This is a genomic window from Marinomonas sp. BSi20584, assembly GCF_002792415.1.
Lineage (GTDB): Bacteria > Pseudomonadota > Gammaproteobacteria > Pseudomonadales > Marinomonadaceae > Marinomonas > Marinomonas polaris.
Genome location: NZ_KZ454873.1, coordinates 18671 through 42615, shown reverse-complemented (window position 1 = coordinate 42615; position 23945 = coordinate 18671). Strand labels below are relative to the sequence as shown.

Sequence of the window (23945 nt, the reverse complement as noted above, 5' to 3'; positions counted from 1 at the left end):
TTATTGATGGGCTTTGGTGTTACCATGGCCTGTCTTCGCACTGATCCACACCCCGTAATGGACGCCTACTTTTGCAAGATTGGATGTCCCTCTCAGACCACTTCGTATATTTTATACATCAGCAGTATTAATAATAATTCTAACGACATTTAACAGATCTAAACCAGTTTATTGGCGTGGTTGATCACGCGTTTGTGAACTCAAACAAGTTTATATTTTTATTAAATTCTTTATTAAAAAGGAAACAGTATGAGTCAACTAACTTTTGGCGTGATCGGTACATCTAGAAAAACAGATGAGCGACGTTATCCTATCCATCCGGAGCATTTAGCTCGCATTCCTGAATATCTTCGTCATCGCTTAATTTTTGAAGAAGGTTACGGTACAGCGTTTAATATTTCTGACGATGAGATCGCGGCACAAACCGGCGGCATTGCCACACGCCATGAAATACTTGCCGATATTGGTGCTGTAATTATAGCCAAACCTGTATTGGCCGATTTAGAAGAATTACGCGAAGGCGGCATTTTGTGGGGTTATGTTCATTGCGTGCAACAACGGGAGATTACCCAAGCGGCACTGGATCGCAAGCTCACCTTGATTGCTTTCGAAGACATGTTTGTCTGGTCTCCAACGGGACAAGTTGGTCGTCATACCTTTTATAAAAACAATGAAATGGCCGGTTATTGTGCGGTGATTCATGCCTTGCAGTTAAAAGGCATCGACGGACATTATGGCAACCAGCGTAAAGTGGTTATTTTTAGCTTTGGAGCAGTAAGTCGCGGTGCGATTTATGCGCTTAAAGCCCACGGATTTCGTGATATCACCATTTGTATTCAGCGACCAGACCATGAAGTACGTGAAGAAGTACTCGATTGTCATTATGTAAAGGTACGCGAAGGTCAAAAGGGCGAAGCGCGCATGGTAGTGGTTGAACACGACGGCACGATTCGTCCTTTGACTGAGCTGATTGGTGAAACGGATATTATCGTGAATGGTACTTTCCAAGAAACAGATCATCCGACCAATTTTATTATCGAATCCGAAGCGGCATCGTTGAAACCAAATTGTTTAATCATTGATGTCAGCTGTGACGAAGGCATGGGCTTTTTCTTTGCCAAGCCGACTAGCTTCCAAGAGCCGATGTTTCAGTACAACACTATCGATTATTATGCTGTCGATCATACGCCAAGCTACTTATGGGAAAGCGCCACGCGCTCGATTTCTGCCGCCTTGATTGTCTACTTAGAAAACGTCTTAGAAGGCCGCGAGCATTGGCAGCAAAACGAAACTATTCGCCGAGCGATAAACATCGATGAAGGCGTGATTAAAAATCCGCTGATTTTATCCTTTCAACATCGGGAAATTACACCTCCTTATGCCGCGCTAACGGCGTAAATAGAACAAGGCAAAAAAACAAACAGCCAATATTCCGGTGTGAGATGGAAGCTTGGCTGTGATGGCTTTCTGTCATTTTATTGGTAAACAGGAGTGTCCTTTATAGCTTCTGATTTACCTTTTCCATCAAGGTATCCACTTCTTTGTGGCGGCCAATATCAGCGATAGGACGAGTTGGTCTAGGAGCGGCTTTTTGGGCTTTTTCTAGGTGTTGTTTCGCTCCTTCATAGTCACCATCGTCGTATAAAAACTCTGCAAGGAAGTAGTTACTGTCGATGCTAGTCGGGCTAAGTTTGTAAGACTGCACCAGTAATTCTTTGGCCTTTTTGTCGCTACCAAAGCCAATCGGCCAACCTGGCACTTTATGATAAAGCACGCCTAAGCTTGTCATTGCGGAACCCGATAAAGCACTAGGGTTAATCGTAATAGCGTCTTCGAATGACTTTTTCGCCGCTTTCGCTAAAGATAATGCACCTAATCCGCCTTTTGCACCCGCAGTGCTCGATTGAATAATACCAAGCCAAATCAGATCGTCTGGATTGTTCGGTTCTGCATTAACCAGTTCCTGCGCCTTGATCACAAGGTCGTTAAACGCTGCTTCTTTGGCTTCGTCTTCCATTTGATAGTTAATTTGCGCCCAACGCTGTTGAATCTCTAACAAACTAGAGGTGCCAGCGGCCCAAGTAGAGGAAACTAAGCCGAGAGTGAGTAGGCTAGCAGTAATAAATGATTTCATGATAATACCTCTTGTGCTGTTTGCTCGACGTCTTTTTCACGACGTAGAAAGCGTTTAATAATCGGAAGTTTTTTAAACAGAGCTTTGTCCACAATATGTGGAAAAGCACCGTTGATTTTGACAAAGAGCTTTTCAGGAAAACCGACAAACAGTCTGGCGTGACCTTTTTCAAGTTGTTGAATAAGGGCGTTAGCAACGCTTTCTGGTGAATCTACGCTATTGCCCAAGGCTTTGTTCATCGCCATGGCTTGATCGCTGTTAATGCTGGTGGCGGTTGCTCGTGGCGCAAAGTAACTAACATGAACATTCGTATCTGCTAATTCACGGTACAAGGCTTCAGTAAAACCTCGTAGACCAAATTTGCTGGCGCAGTAAATCGATTGTCCAGCGAAACCTATGCTGCCAAACGCTGAGCCAACATTGATCACGTATGACGGTGCTGGTTGCTGTTGATCGGCTTTTTGCAACAAAGGCAGTAATTCTTGAATAAGTAGAATTGGTGCTAATAAGTTGATTTCTAAGGTGTCTACAATGACGGCTTCTTCTGTCTCTTCCAGTAAAGAGAACTGCCCAACGCCTGCGTTATTAATCAACATACTGATTGCGTTCAATTCAGCCATGCGGCAGATTTTTTCACGGCCTTGTATTGTGGTGATGTCCGCCACGAGTATCTTATGTTCGCCAGTCAAAGAGTCGCTAAGTTGTTGCAAGCGAGATTCACTTCGACCTTGCAGTATCAAGCTTACCCCTTTGTTGGCTAAGGCTGTCGCGATGGCTTGACCTATGCCGCCCGTCGCGCCAGTTAATAAACAGATTTGTTGTTGCCATTGCATCATGCTTCTCCTATGCCGCGTCGGCTTGAGCTGCTGTACTGTCTAGCTCGCGGAAAATATTGGCGTAAAGTTTGAAAAACATTTTTGCACTGTGAATGATCTGATCTTGTTCGTTTTTGTCAGTGATTTTATTCATCAGGTTTTCAAAGAAGACGATGTGTTCTTGATCCAATGAGCCATGTGAACGCAAGTAGCTAAAGGCATTCGCAGGTAAGTCGAGTTTGTTTTTGATTTGTTCTGCAGCGTTATCAGCTAAGGCAATGCTGGTGCCTTCAAGCACGAAAACCATGCCGAAAAAACGCAATGGATTGATACGATTTACTGCGTCGTAGGCGTACGCTACCATCAATTCTGTTGCCGCTTCTGGCAGGCTTCTGCGTACGGTTTCTTTGTCCGCACCACAGGCTGCGATGTCGTTTAGGATCCATTCTTGATGGCCCATTTCTTCTTCAATGTATTCGCCAACAGCTTCCCGTAGCCATTCTTTTTCTTCCGATAAACGACTACCCACAGCCATCAATAATGGCACTGTGTGTTTGACGTGATGATAAGCCTGAGTCAAAAAATCGATGTAGTTTTCTAAGGTGATTTGGCCATGGAAACAGCGTTGGATAATAGGTGATGTCACCAAGTATTGTCTTTCAGCTAGGGTTTCTTGTTGTAGGCGTTGATAAAGTGTCATAGTGATTCTCCAAATGCGGTGTTTAATTGTAAAAAAGTGTCTTGGTATAAGGGTTCAATTTGGTCGGCAAAATGCGCCAAAATTTTATCGCGAATCGGTTTTCCTGTAGCGGTGACCATGCCCGGAATGCTCATCAATGGCTGCGCTAGTGGAAGCCAAGTGCCAATACGAGCGTAATCTGGCAAGTGTTGATTCACCATGGAAACCACTTGTTGAATTTGCTCTTCGGTGATGTGCGCTGCTGCAGGGCTGAGTAATGCGCCGCAAGAAGGTTTTGCTTCACCAAACACCAATGCTTCGCGGAAATAACCCGTTGCCATGAGTTCGGCTTCTACCCATTCTGGTGACAAGTTGCGACCAAAAGAGTTAATGATGATGTTCTTCTGGCGCCCATCAATGTTCAGAAAACCGTTTGTTAAGCTGACTAAATCTCCAGTGCGTACTTCTTGTGGATAAAAGCTTTCTGGTTGATTTAGGTAACCAAGGAAAAGGTTGCCAGTGATTACTAATTCTCCTTGCTCAATATGTAATTGATTATGGGGCAACACGGCTCCGGCAGAGGCTTGGTCTTCTTGCATAGGTGTATTTAATGACACCACAGACGCGCATTCAGACAAGCCATAACCTTGATAAACAGGTAAACCAAGAACGTGTGCTTTTTGCACTAAACCTGCAGCGACTTTTCCGCCGCCAACAGCTATAAATCTTAAGGACTGTGGAGGCTTCCAACCTTGCTGACAGGCACCAACAAACAGCGAAAGCAGCTCTGGTACTAAAATCAAACTGGTTGGTTGTTGCTGGCTGATCAGTGCTAGTAATTGTTGTGGTTGAGCCAAACGGCTGCCACTAAAACCACGTTCTTCTTGGCTTGCCAAAATAATGGTGCCGCCAACTAAAAGAGGTGCATAAATACCCGCGATATTTTCTAACAAAGTCGCCAAAGGTAATAAACACAAATGGCGAACGTCTTGTAGCGCTACTGCATCAGCAAGAGAGTGCGCGACATTTAATTGTGCTTCGTTGCTCAAACAGACGCCTTTCGGACTGCCTGTGGTGCCAGATGTAAAGGTGATTTTATTCGTCCCAGCTGGAATTTTGGGCTCATGTTGTACCGTTAAACGAGTGGCATAAACACCTGCAAACGGGCTATCCGTCGCATCATTGTTAGCTGGGCTGTTCCTGTTACTGGGACTATTGTTGTCTTGTGTTAGCATCAATTCGATGCCGCTTTCATTAAGCAAGTGAGCCGTTTGTTGAGGGCTAAAAAAGCTCGGTACTGGCACGCAACAAAGCTCTGCGTCTTGGCATGCTAGGTCAAACAATACCCATTCAATGGTGTTATCCATGGCGACGGCAACCCGAGACACTTGTTGCTCTATCAGCCAGTTTTTACGAGCGGTCACAGCATAGGCTAGCGCTTGATAGGTTAGCTGTTTGTCTTGTTGTACTAGGGCGATTTTATTTGCCCATTCTGGTGAAGAGAAATACCACATTATGCGTTCCTTAGCTGCTGCAATAGGTGTTGGAAATTTGCTTGAACAAGATCCATTAAGGCTTCTAGTTCAGGTTGCTGCAGTGCTAGTGCGACTGCTTTTTTCACGTCCAAAAACATTACTTTGGGGTTGTTGTCGTAATAACTGCCCCATTGAGTGCCGTCATTTTTTAGCAAGTTAGGGTTTGCATCGGCTAAAAAGGTAAGTGGCAGTTTTAGTTTTCCCAGTAGCTGGCGTACCTTATCTGTACCGGCAAAAACCAGATAATTTACCTCAGAAAGGTATAGACCCATCACTACCGTCATTAATAAGGGCAAGGTAAAACGCTGGTTTTGACTATAGAGATTACCTAACTCTGCAACACTGGTGCGTTCGGTCCAGATGCCGTGTTTTTCTAAGCTCTCGGTGATTGAAACAGGTAAATATTGTTCGACAAATAATGGCTGAGTGCCGCGACGAACGCCCATCACGGCTCTTAAACCTTGTGCTTTAATACCAAGCAGAATCGGCATAAAAGTGTTCACATCCGCTTGGTACTTTTTCGCAAAACCGTCTTTGACAAAAGTTTCTAAATCCCGTCGAGCGTAACCGTCTGCATTAGCAGCAACAAACTCATAGGGCATGGTTGGGGTGGCGACAATGGTTCGCTCTTTGTTGGTCTGTAATGAATCTGAATGCTGCATAGTGGAAAACACCTCAATTTGTATAGCTTCAGATTAGAGACTTAGAATTAAGAAAAACTTACGTCGAAAAAGTATTTTATTAATAATAATAAAAAAGTTTTTCACGTGATTAGTGATTAATAAACCTTTTAATATCATGTATTTATCTTCTGTTTTTAATTTTATTGAAGCCTCTTAGAGGCTTAAGAAAAGTACTTTCCTTAAGAATTCTTAAGAAAGTACATGGAAAATTAAGCGATTGGAGCTAGCTGGGTTTAGACGCATGGACAAGAAGTTATCGAGAGTGTTTTATTATTTTAAGGAGGCCACTTGCTTTGCCTAAAATGCATGGATACCTTCGAATTATTCCGCTTTTTCGATGCCTTTTTGAGGCTTAACATCGTTTTAATTTAATTACGATGTGAATAACTCACTAAGAAGGTATGGATGGAAGCTTGTGATCTAAATGCAGCCGAAGCGCGCCGATTGATGGCGCAAAAGTCATTGTCTGTTATGGAGTTGGCGCAAAGCTGTATTACGCGAATGAATGCAGTGAATCATGCTGTGAATGCAATTGTTGCTTGTGATCCAGATGATCTAATGGCTCAAGCTAAGCGAGCTCAAAAAGCCATTGATAAAGGCGAGTCGTTGGGCGTGTTGCATGGTTTGCCATTGAGCGTGAAAGACATGGTCGACCTAACGGGGTTCCCAACGACATTCGGCAGTACAATTTATAAAGATAATATGGCCACATCTGATGACCCAATGGTCGCACAACTACGCCAAGCAGGCGCTTTGCCCCTGGGCAAAGCCAATAATCCGGAATGGAGTGCGGGTGGCAATACACGCAATGCTGTTTATGGTGCGACGGCGAACCCGTTTGATGTGACTCGTTCGGCGGCCGGATCTTCTGGCGGCTCGGCGGTGGCGTTAGCTTGCGGCATGACCCCATTAGCAACCGGATCAGATACTGGCGGCAGCTTGCGTAATCCAGCGGCCTTTTGTGGCGTAGTTGGCTTTCGTCCTTCTCCAGGCGTGGTGCCTGGACATAGTCGGCCTATCGGCTTAATTCCTCTACCAACCAATGGGCCGATGGCTCGTTCAGTCGAAGATGTTGGCTTGATGTTATCGCAGATGATTCGTCCTGATCGTCGTGATCCTTGGGTCTCTGTGGTGGAGGGCGTTGGGCAACACAATGCCGATGCTTATCGCCACTTACCGGACTTTGATCTGAGTAGCGCTAAAGTGGCTTTTACCAACGACTTTGGCTTTGCCATGACGGAAAATTTGATCAAAGAATCCTTCCAAGAAAAAATCGACAAGTTTGGTTCTGTATTCGCCCAATGTGACAATGCGCATCCTAATTGCGACAACGCCGATCATATTTTTGCTGTGTTAAGAGCGCTTAACTTTTCTGGTCATCACCGCGATTTGTCCCACAAATACCCAGATCAAATGGGGCCAAATATTTTGATGAATATTGAAGAAGGCGAGTCATACAGCGCATTAGATGTAGTCAGTGCGCTAAACAAACAAAGCGTGATGTATCGTGCGTGGCAGCTGTTTTTTGATGAGTATGATTTTATTTTGGCGCCAACCACGACGATTAGCCCACGAGATTGGCATGAACTTTATCCAGAGCAGATTGATGGCAAGCCGACACAAAGCTATTATCACTGGCTTTCTATGGCGTACGCATCAACCTTAACAGGTCATCCGTCTGTGACTCTGCCAGTGGGCCGAGACAAAAACAACATGCCGTTTGGTTTGCAGATCATTGGCCGACGAGGCGACGATTTATCCACCTTGGCATTTGCCAAATCGTTAGAAGCCTTGTTAGAAAAAACACCTGATCTAGCGCGCCCAAGAGTCGATATCGCCATGTTGTCTCGTTTGCCAGCGTTGAAAAATACAGACGGTTTTATGGGATTTTAATTTATCGAAAGCTTTCATGGAGTATTTAAGTGACCGACTATATTTCTACCCCTGTTGTGCAGTCGCTCATTGCGTTGCAGGAAATGACTTGGTTTAATCCGAAAAAAATGCAGTTTGATGAAGTGCAATCTAAGCTGTCTCTGCAAATGTCAGACATGCTAGATGCCTCTGATCGACTCACGCGTTTTGCACCTTATCTTGCTCAAGTGTTTTCCGAAACGGCGGTTACTAACGGCATCATCGAATCTGAGTTAAAGGCCATTCCTGCTATGCAGCGAGCTTTGTCGGATTCGCTGAATCTAGAAATCCCCGGCCGTTTATGGGTGAAGTGCGACAATCAATTACCGATTGCTGGCTCTATTAAAGCTCGTGGTGGTATTTATGAAGTCTTATTGCATGCCGAGCGTTTGGCGCTAGCAAATGGCTTATTAAAAACCAGTGACGATTATCGGGCTTGTGATTTAGAGCATTTTCGAGAGTTATTTTCAAAGCATCAAATAGTTGTCGGTTCAACCGGAAATCTTGGCTTAAGCATTGGCATTATGAGCGCCAAATTGGGCTTTGATGTCACGGTTCACATGTCGTCTGATGCCCGTGAATGGAAAAAAGCCTTGCTAAGAAGCAAAGGCGTCAATGTCGTTGAACATACTGCTGATTATGGGGTGGCAGTGGAACAAGGTCGACAGGAAGCCATGCAAAAGGATACGGCGTATTTTATCGATGATGAAGATTCTAAGTCATTGTTTTTAGGCTACAGCGTGGCGGCATTACGATTGCAAAAGCAGCTGGTCGAGCAGGGCATTGTCGTCGATAAAGATCATCCTTTGTTTGTCTACTTGCCTTGTGGTGTCGGCGGCGCGCCTGGCGGTATTACCTTTGGCCTGAAACAGGTGTTTGGTGATCATGTGCATTGTTTTTTTGCAGAACCGACGCATTCTCCTTGTATGGTGTTAGGAATGGAAACGGCTTTGCATAACGGCATTTCTGTACAAGAACTGGGTATCGATAATCAAACCTGTGCCGATGGTTTAGCCGTTGGCCGACCTTCTGCTTTTGTTGGCCCAATGATGGATTCACTGCTCAGCGGTGTTTATACCGTCTCTGATGACAATATGTATCGTCATTTAGCCATGCTGGTGGATGCTGAAGGTATTCCTGTAGAGCCGTCTGGCGCCGCGGGTGCAAGTGGTGTGCTGCGAATTTTAACCGAAGGGCATGATTACCTAACGGCTCACCAAATCGAAGAAAAAATGTCGCAAGCGACACATATTATGTGGGCAACTGGCGGCGACATGGTGCCAGAAGAAGAAAGAAAAGCCTATTATCAGAAAGGTAAGGCTCTCTTGGAAAAGGGTAGAGGTTTCTAGAAAAAAGGCACAGCATTATTGTTTTGATGAATTGAGCCAAAGGTCGTCTTTGGCTCTTTTTTTATATCTTAAAAATTGAAAGTAGTGCTGAGTCTATGTCTTAGATGCTTTTTTCATTCTGCATTTTTTCGATCATATAATCTAAGAATACTCTCACTGCAGCGGGTAAGGTTCGTCCTGATAGGGTTTGTACTTCAATGTTGCGGATGTCCATACCCCTATCTCGAATCGGGATAGCGACCAATTCGCTGCTGGCCAGTTGATGACGTATCGAAATTTCACCCGCAAGATGAATACCGCCGTCATAAGTCGTAAAGCGGTTTAAGGTCGCCATATTGTTGGATACTAAAACAGGATCGAATAATAAATTTAAACGGCTACAGCAGATATCAAACAGCTGTCTGACTGTGGTGCTTTCTTCTGGTAGAGCTATTGGGTATGGCTGTAATTGGGCTAAGGAGATGCTTTTTTTGTTAGCTAATGGGTGATTTGGATTTACCACAGCGAGGATCGGAGAAGGTTGTCGGTAGGCGACTTGAATATCTTTGGCTGGAGATAAACTTAAGGTCACTCCTATGTCGGCATCTCCATGGCTAACGCGTCGTGATACTTCCCCAGGAGAGCTGACATTGATCTGAAAATGAATGCCTTCATGTTGTTCTCGAAAACTTGCAATGTTACGAGGCAAGAATTCCATTGCAAAACCTTCCGAGCAAGAAATTTTCACATGGCCTCGATTAAGACCTTCCAAAGCGGCAATTTCCGATACAATTCTGTCCGATTCTAGTGCGTTTTTACGAGCGTAAACCGCGAGCATTTCACCTGCTGCACTCAACTCCATCCCTCGAGGGCGGCGCTCAAACAAGGTTGTACTGAGAATATCTTCTAGATTATTTATCTGCCTGCTAATTGCGCTTGCTGCCACATTTAAGTGCAAAGAAGCTTCGCTTATCGATCCATATCTTGCGACCTCTAAAAAATAGCGTAGCGCGGTATCTTGTAATCTTAATGCGGCTTCCATCGTGTTTTTCCTGCATTTTAACGAACGTTGGCGATTTTTATTAGATTTTATATTTTTTATCATTTCGCCATAGTCATGCTTTTTTGGCAACGATTCTTTGCATTTTTTTTAATTGTGGCAATGGTATTTTTTGCATAATGTGAATAAAAAATGAAAGTTGCACTGCATGAATATCACATTAAAAAAATGTAAAAGGAACGAAACGATGAAAAAACTCAGTCATAACCATTTTTCTCGACGTCAAGTATTAGACCGCGCTCCACGTCGAACGCTGGTCAGTGCTCTTATCGCTTGCTCTTTGGTTGGTGTGACAGCGCCAGCATTAGCGAATAAGGCGAATGACACCTTGGTGTACGCTGTAGGGCTTGAGCCGGAAAACGTCAGTCCTTATCACAACAATGTGAGGGAAGGTATTATCCTGTCTCATCTTGCTTGGGATACGTTGATTCATCGAGACATGGAAACTGGCGAATATCAGCCTTTGTTAGCGACCAGCTGGAAATGGGAAGATCCAACGCATTTGCTTTTTACTTTACGTAAGGGCGTCACTTTCCAAAATGGAGATGCTTTCAGCGCGGCGGATGTGGCTTTCACCTTTAATTATGTTACGTCTCCTGAGTCTAAAATCGTCACGCGTCAAAACGTCGATTGGATCGATCATGCTGAGCAAGTTGATGAATACACTGTACGTTTGGTACTAAAGCAACCTTTCCCCGCAGCATTGGAATACTTGTCTGGCCCAACGCCTATCTATCCTGAAAAATATTTTAAGTCGGTTGGCATTGAAGGCTATGCCAAAGCACCTATTGGTACAGGCCCTTATAAAATCACTGAAGTACTGAGTGGTGAAGGAGCGAACCTAGAACGCTACGAAGGCTACTTTGAAGGTGGTCCGATTAAAAAACCTGCAATCGGAAAAATTCAATTCAAAGTCATTCCTGATCCTGATGCTCGCCTTGCTCAGCTGATGACCGGCGGTGTGGATTGGACATGGCGTGTACCGTCCGATCAGGCGGATGAAATGAAAATGATGCCAAATTTGGAAGTAATTAGTTCCGAAACTATGCGAGTTGGCTATTTGGCAATGGATACCAGCAGCGAAGCTCTAAAAGATTCGCCATTCCACAATAAGCTAGTTCGTGAGGCTGTGAACTACGCGATTAATCGTGATGCGCTAGCAAATGAATTAGTTCGTGGCGGCAGTCGTGCCATTTATACGCCGTGTTTCCCTTCCCAGTTTGGTTGTGATGTGTCCGCTGCGAAAAAATTCGACTATAACCCAACCAAAGCGAAAGCCTTGCTTGCAGAAGCTGGCTACCCAAATGGTTTCCAAACTGATTTTTATGCTTACCGAGATATGGATTTAGCTGAGGCTGTTCTAGGTAACCTTCGAGCAATTGGTATCACCGCTAAAATGCACATGTTGACCTATGCAGCATTGCGCAAAGAGCAGCGTTCAGGAAACGTTCCCTTGGCTTTCCAAACATGGGGTTCTTATTCTGTGAACGATGCTTCTGCCATGACCAGCGTTTATTTTAATGGTGGCGCGGATGACATGAATCATGACAAAGAGGTGATCGCTTTAGTCAATGCAGCGGATACCAACGTTGACCCTGAAATTCGTAAAAAGAATTACAGTGAAGCGATTAAGAAAATTACTGAAGAGGCTTATTGGGCGCCAATGTTTTCTTATTCAAGTAATTACGCCTTCAGTAAAGAGTTGAACTTCACACCTTACCCTGATGAGTTACCGCGCTTTGTAGAATCAAGCTGGAAGTAATTAGTAAGACGCTTACTACTTTGTGGTAAGCGTCGCTAGTTTGAACCTTTGCTCCTGTGCCTAGTGATAAAGGGTACAAAGGATCAAAGTCACAAAGGCGGTTGTGAGGTTTTTTTATGTTGGTATTTATATTTCGTCGATTACTGGTGGCGTTGAGTGTGGCAATCACTGTGTCTATCGTGAGCTTTATGTTGCTGCATTTGTCTGGTGATTTGGCTATTTCGATTGCTGGACCTGAGTCTACCGCTGAACAGGTGGAGCAAATCAGAATCGATTTTGGTTTGGATAAGCCGATGGTTTATCAATACTTTGATTGGCTATGGTCAGCGGTTCAATTGGATTTTGGTCGCTCTTATTATTTTCAAGATACCGTAATGTCACTGATTAGTGATCGTTTACCGGTAACGCTGACACTAGGTGGTTTGGCGTTAGGATTAGCAACGGTAATTGCCATCCCTCTTGGTGTGATTGCTGCTATTAAGCAAGATACTTGGATTGATCGCTTGGCGTTGACCATCGCGGTTATTGGTCAAGCTATGCCGAGCTTTTGGTTTGGTTTAACTCTGATTGTGGTGTTTGCGGTTAACTTGCATTGGTTACCTGCTGGCGGTAATGAGACATGGCAGCACTTTGTTTTACCTGCCATCGCTTTGGGCTATTACGCCATGCCAGCCATGATGCGCTTAACGCGTACCGGCATGCTTGAAGTATTGAATTCTGACTACATTCGTACCGCTCGTTCTAAAGGATTGAATGAATCTTCTGTCATCTTTAAACATGCTTTGCGCAATGCGGTAATTCCTGTTGTGGCCTTGGCGGCGGTCGAATTGGGTTTTATGTTAGGCGGCTCGGTGGTTATCGAATCGGTGTTTTCTTTAAAAGGTTTAGGGCAGCTCGCGTGGGATGCGATCACCCGTAATGACTATCCAGTGGTGCAAGCCGTGGTGTTGATTATTGCGGTGTTTTATATCCTGTTAACTTTTCTAGCTGATGTGATCAACGCCATGCTTGATCCACGTTTGCGTGTTCGCTGAGGTGTCTACTATGTCTGATTCTACTTCTACTGTTTCAACCGCTCCTAGCGCAAATACCTTTTTGCCTGTGGTTCCTGAGTGGCGCCGAATGATGAATCGCTTCTTGGGTCACCGTGGTTTGTTAATGGGCTCAATTATTCTTGGTCTGATTGTGGTGCTGGCGATATTGGCGCCTTGGTTGGCACCTCATGATCCTTATTTACAAAATATTTCTCAGCGCATGATCCCACCTGTTTGGCACGAAAAAGGCTCTTGGGAACATATCTTTGGCACCGATAAATTAGGCCGAGATTACCTAAGTCGCTTGCTTTACGGGGCGCGAATTTCGCTGACGATTGGTTTGTCCGCAGCACTTATTTCTGGGCTAATTGGTACGACTTTGGGTGTTCTGGCTGGCTATTTCGGTGGCCGAGTCGATGCGGTAATCAGCTACATCATTACTACGCGTTTGGCTATGCCGGTTGTTCTTGTGGCTTTAGCTATGTCTGCTTTGGTAGGTGGCTCCTTGCAAATGGTGATCATCTTATTGGGGTTGTTGTTGTGGGATAGATTTGCGGTGGTGGCACGCTCCACGACTCAGCAATTGCGGGATGCTGAATTCATAGCTTCGGCCAAAGTACTAGGTGCTTCAACAACTTACATTCTAGTGCGGGAACTATTACCTAATATTTTAAGCGCGTTGATTGTTGTTATGACCTTGGAAATGGCACATGCAATATTGCTAGAAGCGACTTTGTCCTTTTTAGGATTGGGTGTTCAGCCGCCAATGCCATCTTGGGGATTAATGATCTCGGAAGGCAAAGCATACATGTTTTTCAAAACTTGGGTCATTGCGATTCCCGGCATTGCGCTGATGGTGTTGGTATTGGCGATTAATTTAGTGGGTGACGGTTTGCGTGATATGAACGCACCAGAAGGCCGGAATTGAGGTCAGAGGAGACATCATGAAACGAATACTCGATGTGAAAAACTTACAAGTCAGTCTGCCAACGCCAAATGGCGATTTGCGAGCGGTGCGTGGTATCGATTTACATGTAAATAAAGGTGAAATGCTCTGTATCGTAGGGGAATCTGGTTGTGGTAAATCCATGACTTCTATGGCGCTGATGGGCTTATTGCCGAAGCGAGCTGAAGTGACAGCTGAGGCAATGCAATTTGACGGTATGGATTTATTATCCTTATCGAAAAAAGAGCGCAATCAAGTGCGCGGCATGCGTATGTCGATGATTTTTCAAGAGCCGATGACCTCTCTTAATCCTTCTTATACGTTAGGTAATCAACTTTGCGAAGGCATTATCAAGCACAAAAAAGTGAGTAAAGACGAAGCCAAAAAACGCGCAGTGTATTTATTGGAGCGCGCTGGTGTGCCGTATCCAGAAAAGCGTTTAGATCAGTATCCACATCAATTGTCTGGTGGTTTGCGTCAACGAGTGATGATCGCCATGGCGCTGATGTGCGAGCCAGACTTGATCATCGCGGATGAACCAACCACGGCACTAGATGTGACGATTCAAGCACAGATATTACGTTTAATTCGTGAACTTCAGCAGGAATTTGGCACCGCCGTTATTTTTATCACTCATGACCTTGGTGTGGTCGCACGCATTGCCGATCGTGTAGCGGTGATGTATGCCGGACAAGTAGTAGAAACGGCTTCTGCGCAAGATTTGTTTTCTGATCCACAGCATCCTTATACCAAAGGGTTGCTCAACTGTATTCCTGTTCCTGGTAAAACCTTACCTGGTAGTCATTTGGAGTCTATTCCGGGCGTGGTTCCGAGTCTGATTGGTGAACTAAAAGGTTGTGCTTTTGAAAACCGTTGTAGCGTCTCTATTGGAGAGTGTTGTTACCGTTCGCCTAGCTTAGAAAATCACCTAGGTTCAGAAGATCATCAAGTACGTTGTTCTATTGCTACAGCGTCGTCATTTCGGGAGGCGGTGTAATGTCAGAATATGCTTTGGAGTTATCAAATTTGTCGCGCCATTTTTATCTAAAAAATGGGGCTTTCAAAGAGCCTACATTACTGAAAGCAGTAGACGGCATTTCGTTACGTATTCGTCCCGGTGAAACCTTGGGTTTGGTTGGCGAATCAGGCTGCGGGAAAAGTACTTTGGCGAAAATGATTCTAGGTTTATTAGAGCCTACTAATGGCGACGTATTGATTAATGATAAGGCGAGAGGATCAAGTTCTCGTTTATCGATGTCTCGTCAGCTTCAACCGATTTTTCAAGACCCTTATTCCTCTTTGAATCCACGTAAAACTATTGAGCAAATTATTCGTTTGCCATTGCAGCTGCATAAAATTGGTGATGCTAAAAGCCAGCAAAAAGCCGTGAAAGACATCAGCGATTTGGTGGGTTTGCCTGAGCGGTTATTAAAAAATTATCCGGGGCAATTGTCAGGTGGTCAGCGTCAACGTGTTGCTATTGCTCGAGCCTTGATTTTAAAACCTAGCATTTTGGTATGCGATGAGCCGACTTCGGCGCTAGATGTGTCTGTTCAGGCACAAATTCTTAACTTATTGATGGATCTGAAAAAAGAGCTAGGACTGACGTACTTATTTATCAGTCATAACCTTGGTGTGGTTGAGCATTTGGTGGATCGAGTGGCAGTGATGTATCGCGGGAAAATTGTCGAGCAGGGCACCCGAGAACAAATCTTTCAAAATGCACAACATCCTTATACACAAGCTTTGTTGTCTTCCGTTTTAACACCAGAGCCCGCTCTAGGTTTGCCTGACGTGTTGGACTCTAGTGCATGGGATAAGGCTTCGTAATTTTTTCATTTTTTAAGGGCCACTTTAGCCTGCTTTTTATTTTACTTAAGGAGAGAACATGAGTCGTCAATCCAGCATTCAAGGTGCGGAGTTTTACTTTGATTCCGGTGCCTTTTTTACTGCCTTAGAGCAACGTGTTAGTGTTCACAGTGAAAGCCAGAACCACGATGCCTTTGATCAATTACGTGCTTATTTGCAAGACATTATTATGCCCGAACTTGCTTTATTGGGCTTTCAATCACGTATTGTTGCCAATCCGGTTACCGAAGCAACACAGCCGGGCTCTTGGCCATTTTTGATTGCCGAACGAATCGAAGATCCAACCCAACTGACGTTGCTGACCTATGGTCATGGCGACGTCGTGCGCGGCTATGACGATCAATGGAAAGCTGGATTATCGCCATGGAAAGTAGTGGTAGATGGCGACCGTTGGTATGGACGTGGAACGGCGGATAATAAAGGCCAGCACACTATCAATTTTGCTGCGTTGAAGCAGGTTATTGATGCGAAAGAAGGCAAACTAGGCTTTAACGTTAAAGTGATTTTAGAAATGGGTGAAGAAGCCGGCTCACCCGGATTGGCTGAGCTTTGTGAACTGCATAAAGATGAACTGGCGGCAGATTTGTTTATTGCGTCCGATGGTCCAAGGTTAAGTGCTGAGCACCCGACAATTTTCCTCGGTTCTCGAGGAGGATTTAGTTTCGATTTAAAAGTTCTGTTGCGCGATGGTGCCCATCATTCAGGCAATTGGGGGGGCTTATTGAGCAACGCTGGTACGCGCTTGGCCCATGCTTGGGCTTCCATGGTGGATGCCAAAGGTAAGATTCTTGTCAAAGGCTTGTTGCCTGCGCGCTTGCCTGAATCGGTTCGTGCTGCTTTAAAAGACATTCCCGTGGGTGAGGGTGCAAATAGCCCGGCCATTGATCCTAATTGGGGCGAGCCAGATTTAACCCCAGCCGAGCGGGTTTTTGCGTGGAACACTTTGGAAATGTTGGCCTGTAAAACAGGTAATCCAGATATGCCTGTAAATGCTATTCCCGGTTACGCTAGCGCTCATTGTCAGCTGCGTTTTGTGGTAGAAAGCGACAGCCAAAACTTTTTAAAACATATTCGTGACCACCTTGATCGTCATGGTTTTAGCGATGTTGAAGTTACTGATAGTGGTCATATCATGGAGGCTACGCGTCTTGATCCTGAAGATCCTTGGGTGGATTGGGCTTTGGGTTCTCTTGCTCAAACTACCGGTAAGAAACCTGTGTTACTGCCTAATTTAGGTGGCTCGCTGCCAAATGATGTGTTTGCCAATATTCTTAATTTACCTACCGTTTGGGTACCACATTCGTACCCAGCGTGCAGTCAACATGCGCCAAATGAACACGTTCTAGCGCCAGTGTGTCGTGAAGCCTTACAGATAATGACGGGACTTTTTTGGGATTTATCCGAACAAGGCTCATCAATTCAGGCCAAACGTTAAGGAGAGCAAAATGACATTATCGACAGCAAAAAAGGTAAGCAACAGCGCACTCGCACCTTATGCGGATTTACTTTGTGACTGGTTGGCAACACAAGAAGACGAGATGATCCAATGTCTAAAGGAATTAGTCGATACCGACTCGAACAGCTATGACAAAGATGGTGTTGATGCGGCAGGAAAGCTGATGGCCTCTTGGTTAGAAGCCGATGGTATCGAATGTCGATGGCATAAGTCTGCTAGCTCTGGCGATGTATTGGAAGCACGTATTGCTTCTGGATTTGATAAAAAAGACGCACAGCCTGCTATTTATCTTATGGGACATAGGGACACAGTTTTTCCCAAAGGAACGACGGCAACGCGAGGTTTTACTCGTGACGGCATGACGGCGTTTGGGCCTGGCGTAGCTGACATGAAATCTGGCTTGGTTTTGAATTGCTTCGTTTTAAGAGGTTTGCAGTATCTGTTAAATAACTCTGATCTCACCGAATTGCCTCATCCCGTTGTTGGCTTGTTCACTGGTGATGAAGAAATTGGCTCGCCAGAAGGTCGACACGTTATTCAGCAAATGGTTAAGGGCGCAAAAGCCGTATTCAATGCCGAACCTGGTCGTATCAGTGGCAATGTTGTGTCGGCCCGAAAAGGCGGTGCGAGCTTTGAAATTTTAGTTAAAGGCAAAGCTGCTCACTCTGGCGTAAACCATGCCGATGGAGCCAGCGCAATTGGAGGCTTGGCTCTGGTCATCACTGAGCTGCATGCGTTGACTAATTACGAAACCGGTGTAACGACCAATGTTGGTTTAATTAGCGGTGGTATGTCTTCTAATACTGTGGCTTCAGATGCCACTGCCAAATTGGATTTACGCTATATCACCAAAGAACAAATGGTCGAAGCTATAGACGCAATTCAGGCTATTGTTGATACGCCTAGACTGAATGGTGTGACCGCTTCTGTGCGATTGATATCGGCGTTCCATCCTTTTGAATCAAGCATGAGCGATGTCTTATTGGCGCACTATCAAAAACAAGCAGAGTCACTGGGGTTCACCGTAGAAGGGGAATTCACGGGTGGTTGTTCGGATGCTGGTTTTACCTCGTCGATGGGCGTTCCGACCTTATGTGGAACAGGACCCGTAGGCGCAAAAATGCATACTGATGGCGAGCTTTGTTTGTTGGATACCTTCGTGCCTCGTACTCAAGCTGTTGCTAAGAGTGTGTTGCTTCTGCCGTAAAAGCTGGAAAAATAGTATTTTCGTCATTAAATTATCGAGTGTAGTTTATTTTATCTATAAAAAGGCTTCCACAGGGAAGCCTTTTTTTGATTTTTTTGACCTTTACTATTTGGCCTTTCATAAGCGCTCTTATTTTCTACAGACGTTTTTATTTTTAGTTAGTCATCTCTTTTCTGCTTTATTGCGTATAGCTTGTAGTGTAAAAGTGAATAATATCCGTTCCTGATAAGACAATAAGGAGATTATATGATTACGGTTCATCACTTAGAGAATTCCCGCTCTCAGCGTATTTTATGGTTGTTAGAAGAGCTTGGGCTTGAATACGAAATTGTGGAGTATAAGCGTGACCCTGAAACCGCTTCTGGTCCTGAATCTTTGAAAAAAGTACACCCGCTGGGTAAGTCTCCGGTTATTACCGATGGGGATTTAACCGTGGCTGAGTCCGGAGCGATTATTGAATATTTATTAGATCAATATGATACGGAAAAGCGCTTGAGACCGACGGATGGTAAAGCCTTATTGGATTACCGTTATTGGTTGCATTTTGCTGAAGGCTCTTTGATGCCTTTGTTAGTGATGAAGTTGGTGATGATGAAGGTGCCACAAAGTCCGATGCCTTTCTTTATCAAACCCATTGCGAAAGCGATCACCAGTAAGATCCAAGATAAATTCATCACGCCACGTATTACTCCTCAAATGCAGTTTATTGAAAAAACTTTGGGTGAGCATACGTGGTTTGTCGGTGAGGAATTAACTGCTGCAGACATTCAGATGAGTTTTCCATTGCAAGCATCGAGCACACGCATGGACTTGTCTAAATATCCGAATATTGCGCGTTTTATCAAGCAAGTAGAAGCGGTGCCAGCTTATCAACAAGCTTTAGCAAAAGGTGGTACTTTTACTACTTTGTAGTCTCTTTTTTAAAGTATTGCTTACATCAAACTAGAGTTGATTCTTCAAAATAGTCTTTAGTTTGATGTTTAAATATCTTTCATTTATTGATATTCATTCTCATTTGCTGTACTTTTCTGCTTCTAAAATATATTTTTATTAAAATGAGGTTGAACGGTTCAATGAATCCTGAGCGTCAAAAATCTCAACAGGTTGGTGAGCTTTATGCTGAGCATAGCTCATGGCTCACTGGATGGATTCGTAGCCGCCTTGGCTGTCATGAATTGGCAGCAGATATTGCACAAGATACTTTTGTGCGATTGCTTAAAAGACCGAAATACTTTTCTAATATGGGCGAAGCCAGAGCTTTTTTGAGCACCATTGCCAAAGGCTTGTATATTGATCACTGGCGGCGTAAGCAGGTCGAGCAGGCTTGGTTGGAGTCTTTAGCCCATTGCGACGAAGAGTTTGTGCCTTCAGCAGAACATTCAGCCTCTATGATTGAATTGCTTTGCGAACTAGACGCGATGATCGCTAAGTTACCTAAAAAAGTGGCAAATACGCTTATCTTGTCTCAACTCCATGGTTTGACCTACCGAGAAATTGCCGAACGTTTGTCCGTATCAGAGCGCATGGTGAAGCGCTATATGGCACAGGCGATGTTGCAATGTCTTTTGTTTAAATCCGATCGGTCTCTTTAGATTTTATGGCATCTTCCCAACCTGCAAATTATGTTCATTTAGAAGCCGCTGCCGAATGGTTTGCTGTGCTGGCTGATAAGCCTGTTTCTGAAGCCAGTCAACTTGCTTGGCAGCAGTGGTTAAACGAAGATGAAGCGCATCGTAAAGCATGGCAGCAAGTTGAGTCAGTTGGCACTATGTTTTCCTCTTTTCAAGATGATAAATCCCAACAATCGGCAAGTTATGTTTTAGACAACACTAGTTTAATGAATCGTCGTCAGTTGATGAAAGGCGTGCTGGGAGTGAGTGGTGTTGCTGCATTAGGCTGGATTGGCTGGAACGAAACACCATTGCCAAGAATAGCGTCAGCTTGGATGGCTGATTTTCATACTCAAGTTGGACAGGTGTCGGCCTACGATCTAGAGGATGGTACTAAGATCTGGCTGAATACCAATAGTGCAATGAATCGATCCTATGGCCGTGATTATCCAGGTTTGTCCCTCGTGACAGGAGAAATCTTGGTACAAACTAAAGCTTCTTCAGACAGCCGCGCTTTTTCTGTTTCCTGTGCTCATGGCGTTATACGCTCTGGTGTAGACAAAACTCGTTTTTGTGTACGCCAGCTATCGGATAAACAAACTGTTCTAGCGGTTTATGAAGGGGCAGTTTCCCTTGCGCTTTTGGATTCTCAGTTGTCTAAGACGCTGTATGTTGGCCAAGAAGTCGTTTTTAACGCTCAGTCTATATCTGATACTCGGCCAGCTTCTTTGCTTTATGAGTCTTGGCGTAATGGGTTATTAATTGTTGAAGATATGCCGCTAGCAAATTTTATGGCAGAAATAGGTCGTTATCATTATGTCCATTTCAATCTTGATCCTAGTTTAGCGGACTTGCGTGTTGTGGGGACTTTTCCTACTCACGATATGGATCTTGTGCTTTCTATGTTATCTAAATCTTTTCCTATTCGTATAAAGCATCCATTGCCTTGGTGGGTGGGTATTTCCGCAGCTTAGTGTTCAGTGGAATTTATTTTCAAAGTATTTTTAAAAAACATTTTTTTCATGTCCCTTTCTTCGTTTACGTTCGGTAATAGTAATAAGAAATATTATTATTACGGAGTTTATATGGCCCTTGCTTGTTCACTTAAGCGACGAAAGAATGCTCGTACCGCTTTGTCATTGCTTTTCGTCAATACGTTACTTGCTGGTGGCGTTGGTATGATGTTTAGCTCAGTAACTTATGCAGAAGCTGCAGCATCAGAGACACATTATTACAACATTCCTGCAGGGCCTTTATCTAAGGCGATTAATGCATTTGCTGCCGTATCAGGTATGTATTTAGGTGGCAACAGTGAGCTTCTTAAAAGTAAAAATACGCAGGGTTTTGTAGGTGAATACTCTGCCGGACAAGCCCTGGATTTATTGTTAATCGGTACAGGTTTGTCATATGAAGCAGGGGAAGGTAGAAGTATCGTTCTTATTGATACTGAGTCTGTTTCTGAAGGTGAGAATGGCATCACCATGTCACCCTTGTTGGTTCGTGAAGATAAAGTTGTAACCACTTTAGGTGCGAGCACACTAAACGCAAGTGAAATTGAAAGTATGGCTGGAGAGACTGGAAATCTTACTGATTTACTAAGAGGAAATGGTGCGGTCCGTTATAGTCGTTCTTCGAGCACTTCAGCAAGTAGCGCAAGCATGCGCCCTGATGAGGTGTCTATTCATGGTCAGTCACATTATCAAAACTCGTTTGTTATCGATGGGATGTCTGCTAATAATGATTTAAATCCTGGAAACTCCGAAGATACTTATTCCAATCCGATTAATCCGAGTAATTTGAGCATGCTGTCCGGCAGTTCATCTCAAAGCTATTATATTGATCCTGATGCTGTGGAGTCAGTTACTGTTTATGACTCTAATATTCCAGTCGAATTTGGTGGCTTTCTAGGCGGTGTTATTTCAGCCAAATTAAAGCGATATGATGGCGAAGATTATTTGTCAGTAAAATATGGGATATCTAAGGATGAGTGGGATGAAATGCACGCTGATGAATCTTTAGCGGGTGATATGGCTGATGGTGATTCATTAGAAGGAGAGTATACACCGGAGTATTTAAAGCAGAGGTATACATTAACCGGTGCGCAAGGAATTACAGACAAGCTTGGTATGACATTTACTGCTTCACGTGCGAACTCTAATTTTGATCAAAGTTATGTGAAAAATATTGGTAATACGGTTTATGGAAAACAAGGCATTTCTTACGATGATACTATTGATAACTTAATGGCTAGATTTGACTATAAAGCTAATCAAAATTTAGATATTGGTGTGTCTATCCTTTATGCAAATCGTTACCATGATGGAGTTACTAATGCCTCATATGACTCTGCATTTATAAAATCACATAAAGCATCAGGTATTAGCTCCGAGGTTATATATAACGCAGATTCTGGAATATTAAAAACGACATTTTCTTACGATGAGGCAAGAGACACTTTGTCTTCTGATGATTCAGAGTACATATACCATTATGCCGATTATTATAATGGACGATGGCCTTATACTGGTGGTTATGGAAACATAAATCAGCAACAGAATACGACGACTCTTAAATTCGACTGGCTACACAAAGCATCTGATGTTGGCTCTTTCAAACACACCTTTAGAGTTGGTGCTGAGTTGAATCGAAAAAAACAGTTTTATCAAGTAAAAGACAAAATTGTCAGTGAAAACTATCAGTGTGTAATCAGTCGCTGCGGTGATACAAATAGTGATGGTGTTATTGACTATAATGATGAATATCTTCGTATTCTTAATATTATCGATGCAAATAAACTGGAAAAATCATCTCACTCAGAAGGTGTTTACTTATCTGATACTATTGAAAATGGAGATTGGACTTATTACTTAGGATTACGTGCGGATTATGAATCAACTTTAGGGAATTTAAATTTCTCGCCACGATTTAATGTGCAATGGGATGTGTTTAGTGACAATGAAACCCGTTTAATCACTGGGGCAAATCGTTATTACGGACGAGATTTTTTTCAATATGAGGTTAATAGCCAGTTGCGTTCTTGGCGTACGACATATCGATATAATACCAATGGTACACTTAACCGTTTTACCTCTTATTCAGATAATTCCTTTTATGATTATGATCTTGATACGCCTTACTCTGATGAGCTGGTATTGGGTGTGATTCAGCAAGTAGGTAATGTTGATGTTACTGTAAAGTATGTGAACCGTGAAACTCGTGACATGGTAACTCGTTCTAAGACTGCATCAGGATTGAATTACTATTCAAATTTTGGTCGTAGTTCTACCGATACTATTTCTTTAAAGATAGAAACTCGAAAACCTTTTGAGTTCGGTGGAACAAAGACTGATGGTAAATTTTCTATTAGTTATCAAGAAAGTAAAACAAATACGTTGTCAGACGTATCTTATGAGGATGAAATTAACTCTAAACAGATTTATTATAAAGGTAATGTTATTTATAACTCACAATTACCTAAGTCTGACTTTAATATTCCGTTTAGCATAGAATTCTCTACCTCAACGGCTATTCCAGATTGGAATCTAGTTTGGGCTAATCGAATTAATGTCGAATCTGGCGGTAAAATAGCTCAGGATACAGGAGATAATTATACTAACCTATCCGGTAATTATGATATTTATGATGATCTAGAGTTTAATAGTTTAATTACTTTAGATACGTCTTTTGAATGGAAGCCAGTTATTTTTAAAGAGATTGAAGGTTATCTAAAACTTTCTATAAATAACGTTTTTGACGATTACATTGATAAATCTACTAATTCAGGAAGTTATTCTTATACATTAGGGCGCTCGACCAGTGTAGAAGTCGGCATGCGGTTTTAAGCTGATGTTCCTTTTATCTCCTTTCTTTTCTTGTAAACAAATGCTCTGTCGAGCATTTGTTTATGGCTGTTTTT

20 protein-coding genes are annotated in these 23945 nt (G+C 43.5%); 14 read left to right on the top strand and 6 right to left on the bottom strand.

The annotated features are described in order from the left end of the window. Nucleotides 1-249: 249 nt before the first annotated feature. Nucleotides 250-1398, top strand: a complete 1149-nt coding sequence (locus tag TY87_RS06195; RefSeq protein WP_100186412.1) for a N(5)-(carboxyethyl)ornithine synthase — start codon at nucleotides 250-252, stop codon at nucleotides 1396-1398. A gap of 100 nt (nucleotides 1399-1498) precedes the next feature. Here TY87_RS06195 and TY87_RS06190 read toward each other — a convergent pair whose 3' ends face one another. The 5 genes from TY87_RS06190 to TY87_RS06170 are packed head-to-tail and all read right to left on the bottom strand — an operon-like array spanning nucleotide 1499 to nucleotide 5825. Next, nucleotides 1499-2134, bottom strand: coding sequence for a tetratricopeptide repeat protein (locus tag TY87_RS06190; RefSeq protein ID WP_100186411.1), 636 nt, complete (start codon nucleotides 2132-2134; stop codon nucleotides 1499-1501). Beyond that, a complete protein-coding gene (locus TY87_RS06185; RefSeq protein WP_100186410.1) occupies nucleotides 2131-2970 on the bottom strand; it encodes an SDR family oxidoreductase in 840 nt (279 codons plus the stop codon). Before TY87_RS06185 ends, TY87_RS06190 begins: the two co-directional genes overlap by 4 nt. A gap of 7 nt (nucleotides 2971-2977) precedes the next feature. Further along, nucleotides 2978-3649, bottom strand: coding sequence for an iron-containing redox enzyme family protein (locus TY87_RS06180; RefSeq protein WP_100186409.1), 672 nt, complete (start codon nucleotides 3647-3649; stop codon nucleotides 2978-2980). Then, complete coding sequence (locus TY87_RS06175; protein ID WP_100186408.1) at nucleotides 3646-5142, bottom strand: AMP-binding protein; 1497 nt, start codon at nucleotides 5140-5142, stop codon at nucleotides 3646-3648. The genes TY87_RS06180 and TY87_RS06175 overlap by 4 nt, the downstream gene beginning before the upstream one ends. Further along, complete coding sequence (locus tag TY87_RS06170; RefSeq protein WP_100186407.1) at nucleotides 5142-5825, bottom strand: thermostable hemolysin; 684 nt, start codon at nucleotides 5823-5825, stop codon at nucleotides 5142-5144. Before TY87_RS06170 ends, TY87_RS06175 begins: the two co-directional genes overlap by 1 nt. A 426-nt stretch (nucleotides 5826-6251) precedes the next feature. Here TY87_RS06170 and TY87_RS06165 point away from each other — a divergent pair, with 426 nt between their 5' ends. Together TY87_RS06165 and TY87_RS06160 are read left to right on the top strand one after the other, a co-directional pair. Continuing rightward, nucleotides 6252-7739 (top strand): amidase, encoded by a 1488-nt coding sequence (locus TY87_RS06165; RefSeq protein WP_100186406.1) that lies wholly within the window; start codon nucleotides 6252-6254, stop codon nucleotides 7737-7739. A 29-nt stretch (nucleotides 7740-7768) separates the two neighbouring features. Beyond that, complete coding sequence (locus TY87_RS06160) at nucleotides 7769-9106, top strand: D-serine ammonia-lyase (RefSeq protein ID WP_100186405.1); 1338 nt, start codon at nucleotides 7769-7771, stop codon at nucleotides 9104-9106. 100 nt (nucleotides 9107-9206) lie between these two features. Here the strand turns inward: TY87_RS06160 and TY87_RS06155 are convergent, their stop codons facing one another. Further along, nucleotides 9207-10127, bottom strand: coding sequence for a LysR family transcriptional regulator (locus TY87_RS06155; protein WP_100186404.1), 921 nt, complete (start codon nucleotides 10125-10127; stop codon nucleotides 9207-9209). A gap of 205 nt (nucleotides 10128-10332) precedes the next feature. On the opposite strand from TY87_RS06155, the gene TY87_RS06150 reads away from it, so the two are divergent. From TY87_RS06150 to TY87_RS06100, 11 genes are all read left to right on the top strand, one after another. After that, nucleotides 10333-11907, top strand: a complete 1575-nt coding sequence (locus TY87_RS06150; RefSeq protein WP_100186403.1) for an ABC transporter substrate-binding protein — start codon at nucleotides 10333-10335, stop codon at nucleotides 11905-11907. 116 nt (nucleotides 11908-12023) lie between these two features. After that, a complete protein-coding gene (locus TY87_RS06145; RefSeq protein WP_072840078.1) occupies nucleotides 12024-12941 on the top strand; it encodes an ABC transporter permease in 918 nt (305 codons plus the stop codon). 10 nt (nucleotides 12942-12951) lie between these two features. After that, a complete protein-coding gene (locus tag TY87_RS06140) occupies nucleotides 12952-13869 on the top strand; it encodes an ABC transporter permease (RefSeq protein WP_072840077.1) in 918 nt (305 codons plus the stop codon). Between the two features lie 16 nt (nucleotides 13870-13885). Then, the gene (locus TY87_RS06135; RefSeq protein WP_100186402.1) at nucleotides 13886-14884 is read left to right on the top strand and encodes an ABC transporter ATP-binding protein; all 999 of its coding nucleotides are present in this window, start codon (nucleotides 13886-13888) and stop codon (nucleotides 14882-14884) included. After that, nucleotides 14884-15717: an ATP-binding cassette domain-containing protein gene (locus TY87_RS06130; protein WP_100186401.1), complete on the top strand. Its 834-nt coding sequence runs from the start codon at nucleotides 14884-14886 to the stop codon at nucleotides 15715-15717. The genes TY87_RS06135 and TY87_RS06130 overlap by 1 nt, the downstream gene beginning before the upstream one ends. A 58-nt stretch (nucleotides 15718-15775) precedes the next feature. Continuing rightward, a complete protein-coding gene (locus tag TY87_RS06125; protein WP_100186400.1) occupies nucleotides 15776-17191 on the top strand; it encodes a M20 family metallopeptidase in 1416 nt (471 codons plus the stop codon). A gap of 10 nt (nucleotides 17192-17201) precedes the next feature. Further along, entirely contained in the window at nucleotides 17202-18419 is a 1218-nt protein-coding gene (locus TY87_RS06120) for a M20 family metallopeptidase (protein ID WP_100186399.1), read from the top strand. 246 nt (nucleotides 18420-18665) lie between these two features. Further along, nucleotides 18666-19331 carry a glutathione S-transferase gene (locus tag TY87_RS06115; protein ID WP_100186398.1) on the top strand — a complete coding sequence of 222 codons (666 nt, stop codon included), beginning with the start codon at nucleotides 18666-18668 and terminating at the stop codon, nucleotides 19329-19331. 161 nt (nucleotides 19332-19492) lie between these two features. Beyond that, nucleotides 19493-20011, top strand: coding sequence for a sigma-70 family RNA polymerase sigma factor (locus TY87_RS06110; protein ID WP_012071476.1), 519 nt, complete (start codon nucleotides 19493-19495; stop codon nucleotides 20009-20011). Nucleotides 20012-20016: 5 nt separating this feature from the next. Next, the gene (locus TY87_RS06105) at nucleotides 20017-21003 is read left to right on the top strand and encodes a FecR domain-containing protein (RefSeq protein ID WP_100186397.1); all 987 of its coding nucleotides are present in this window, start codon (nucleotides 20017-20019) and stop codon (nucleotides 21001-21003) included. Between the two features lie 111 nt (nucleotides 21004-21114). Continuing rightward, nucleotides 21115-23871 carry a TonB-dependent receptor gene (locus tag TY87_RS06100; protein WP_157789874.1) on the top strand — a complete coding sequence of 919 codons (2757 nt, stop codon included), beginning with the start codon at nucleotides 21115-21117 and terminating at the stop codon, nucleotides 23869-23871. Nucleotides 23872-23945 lie beyond the last annotated feature (74 nt).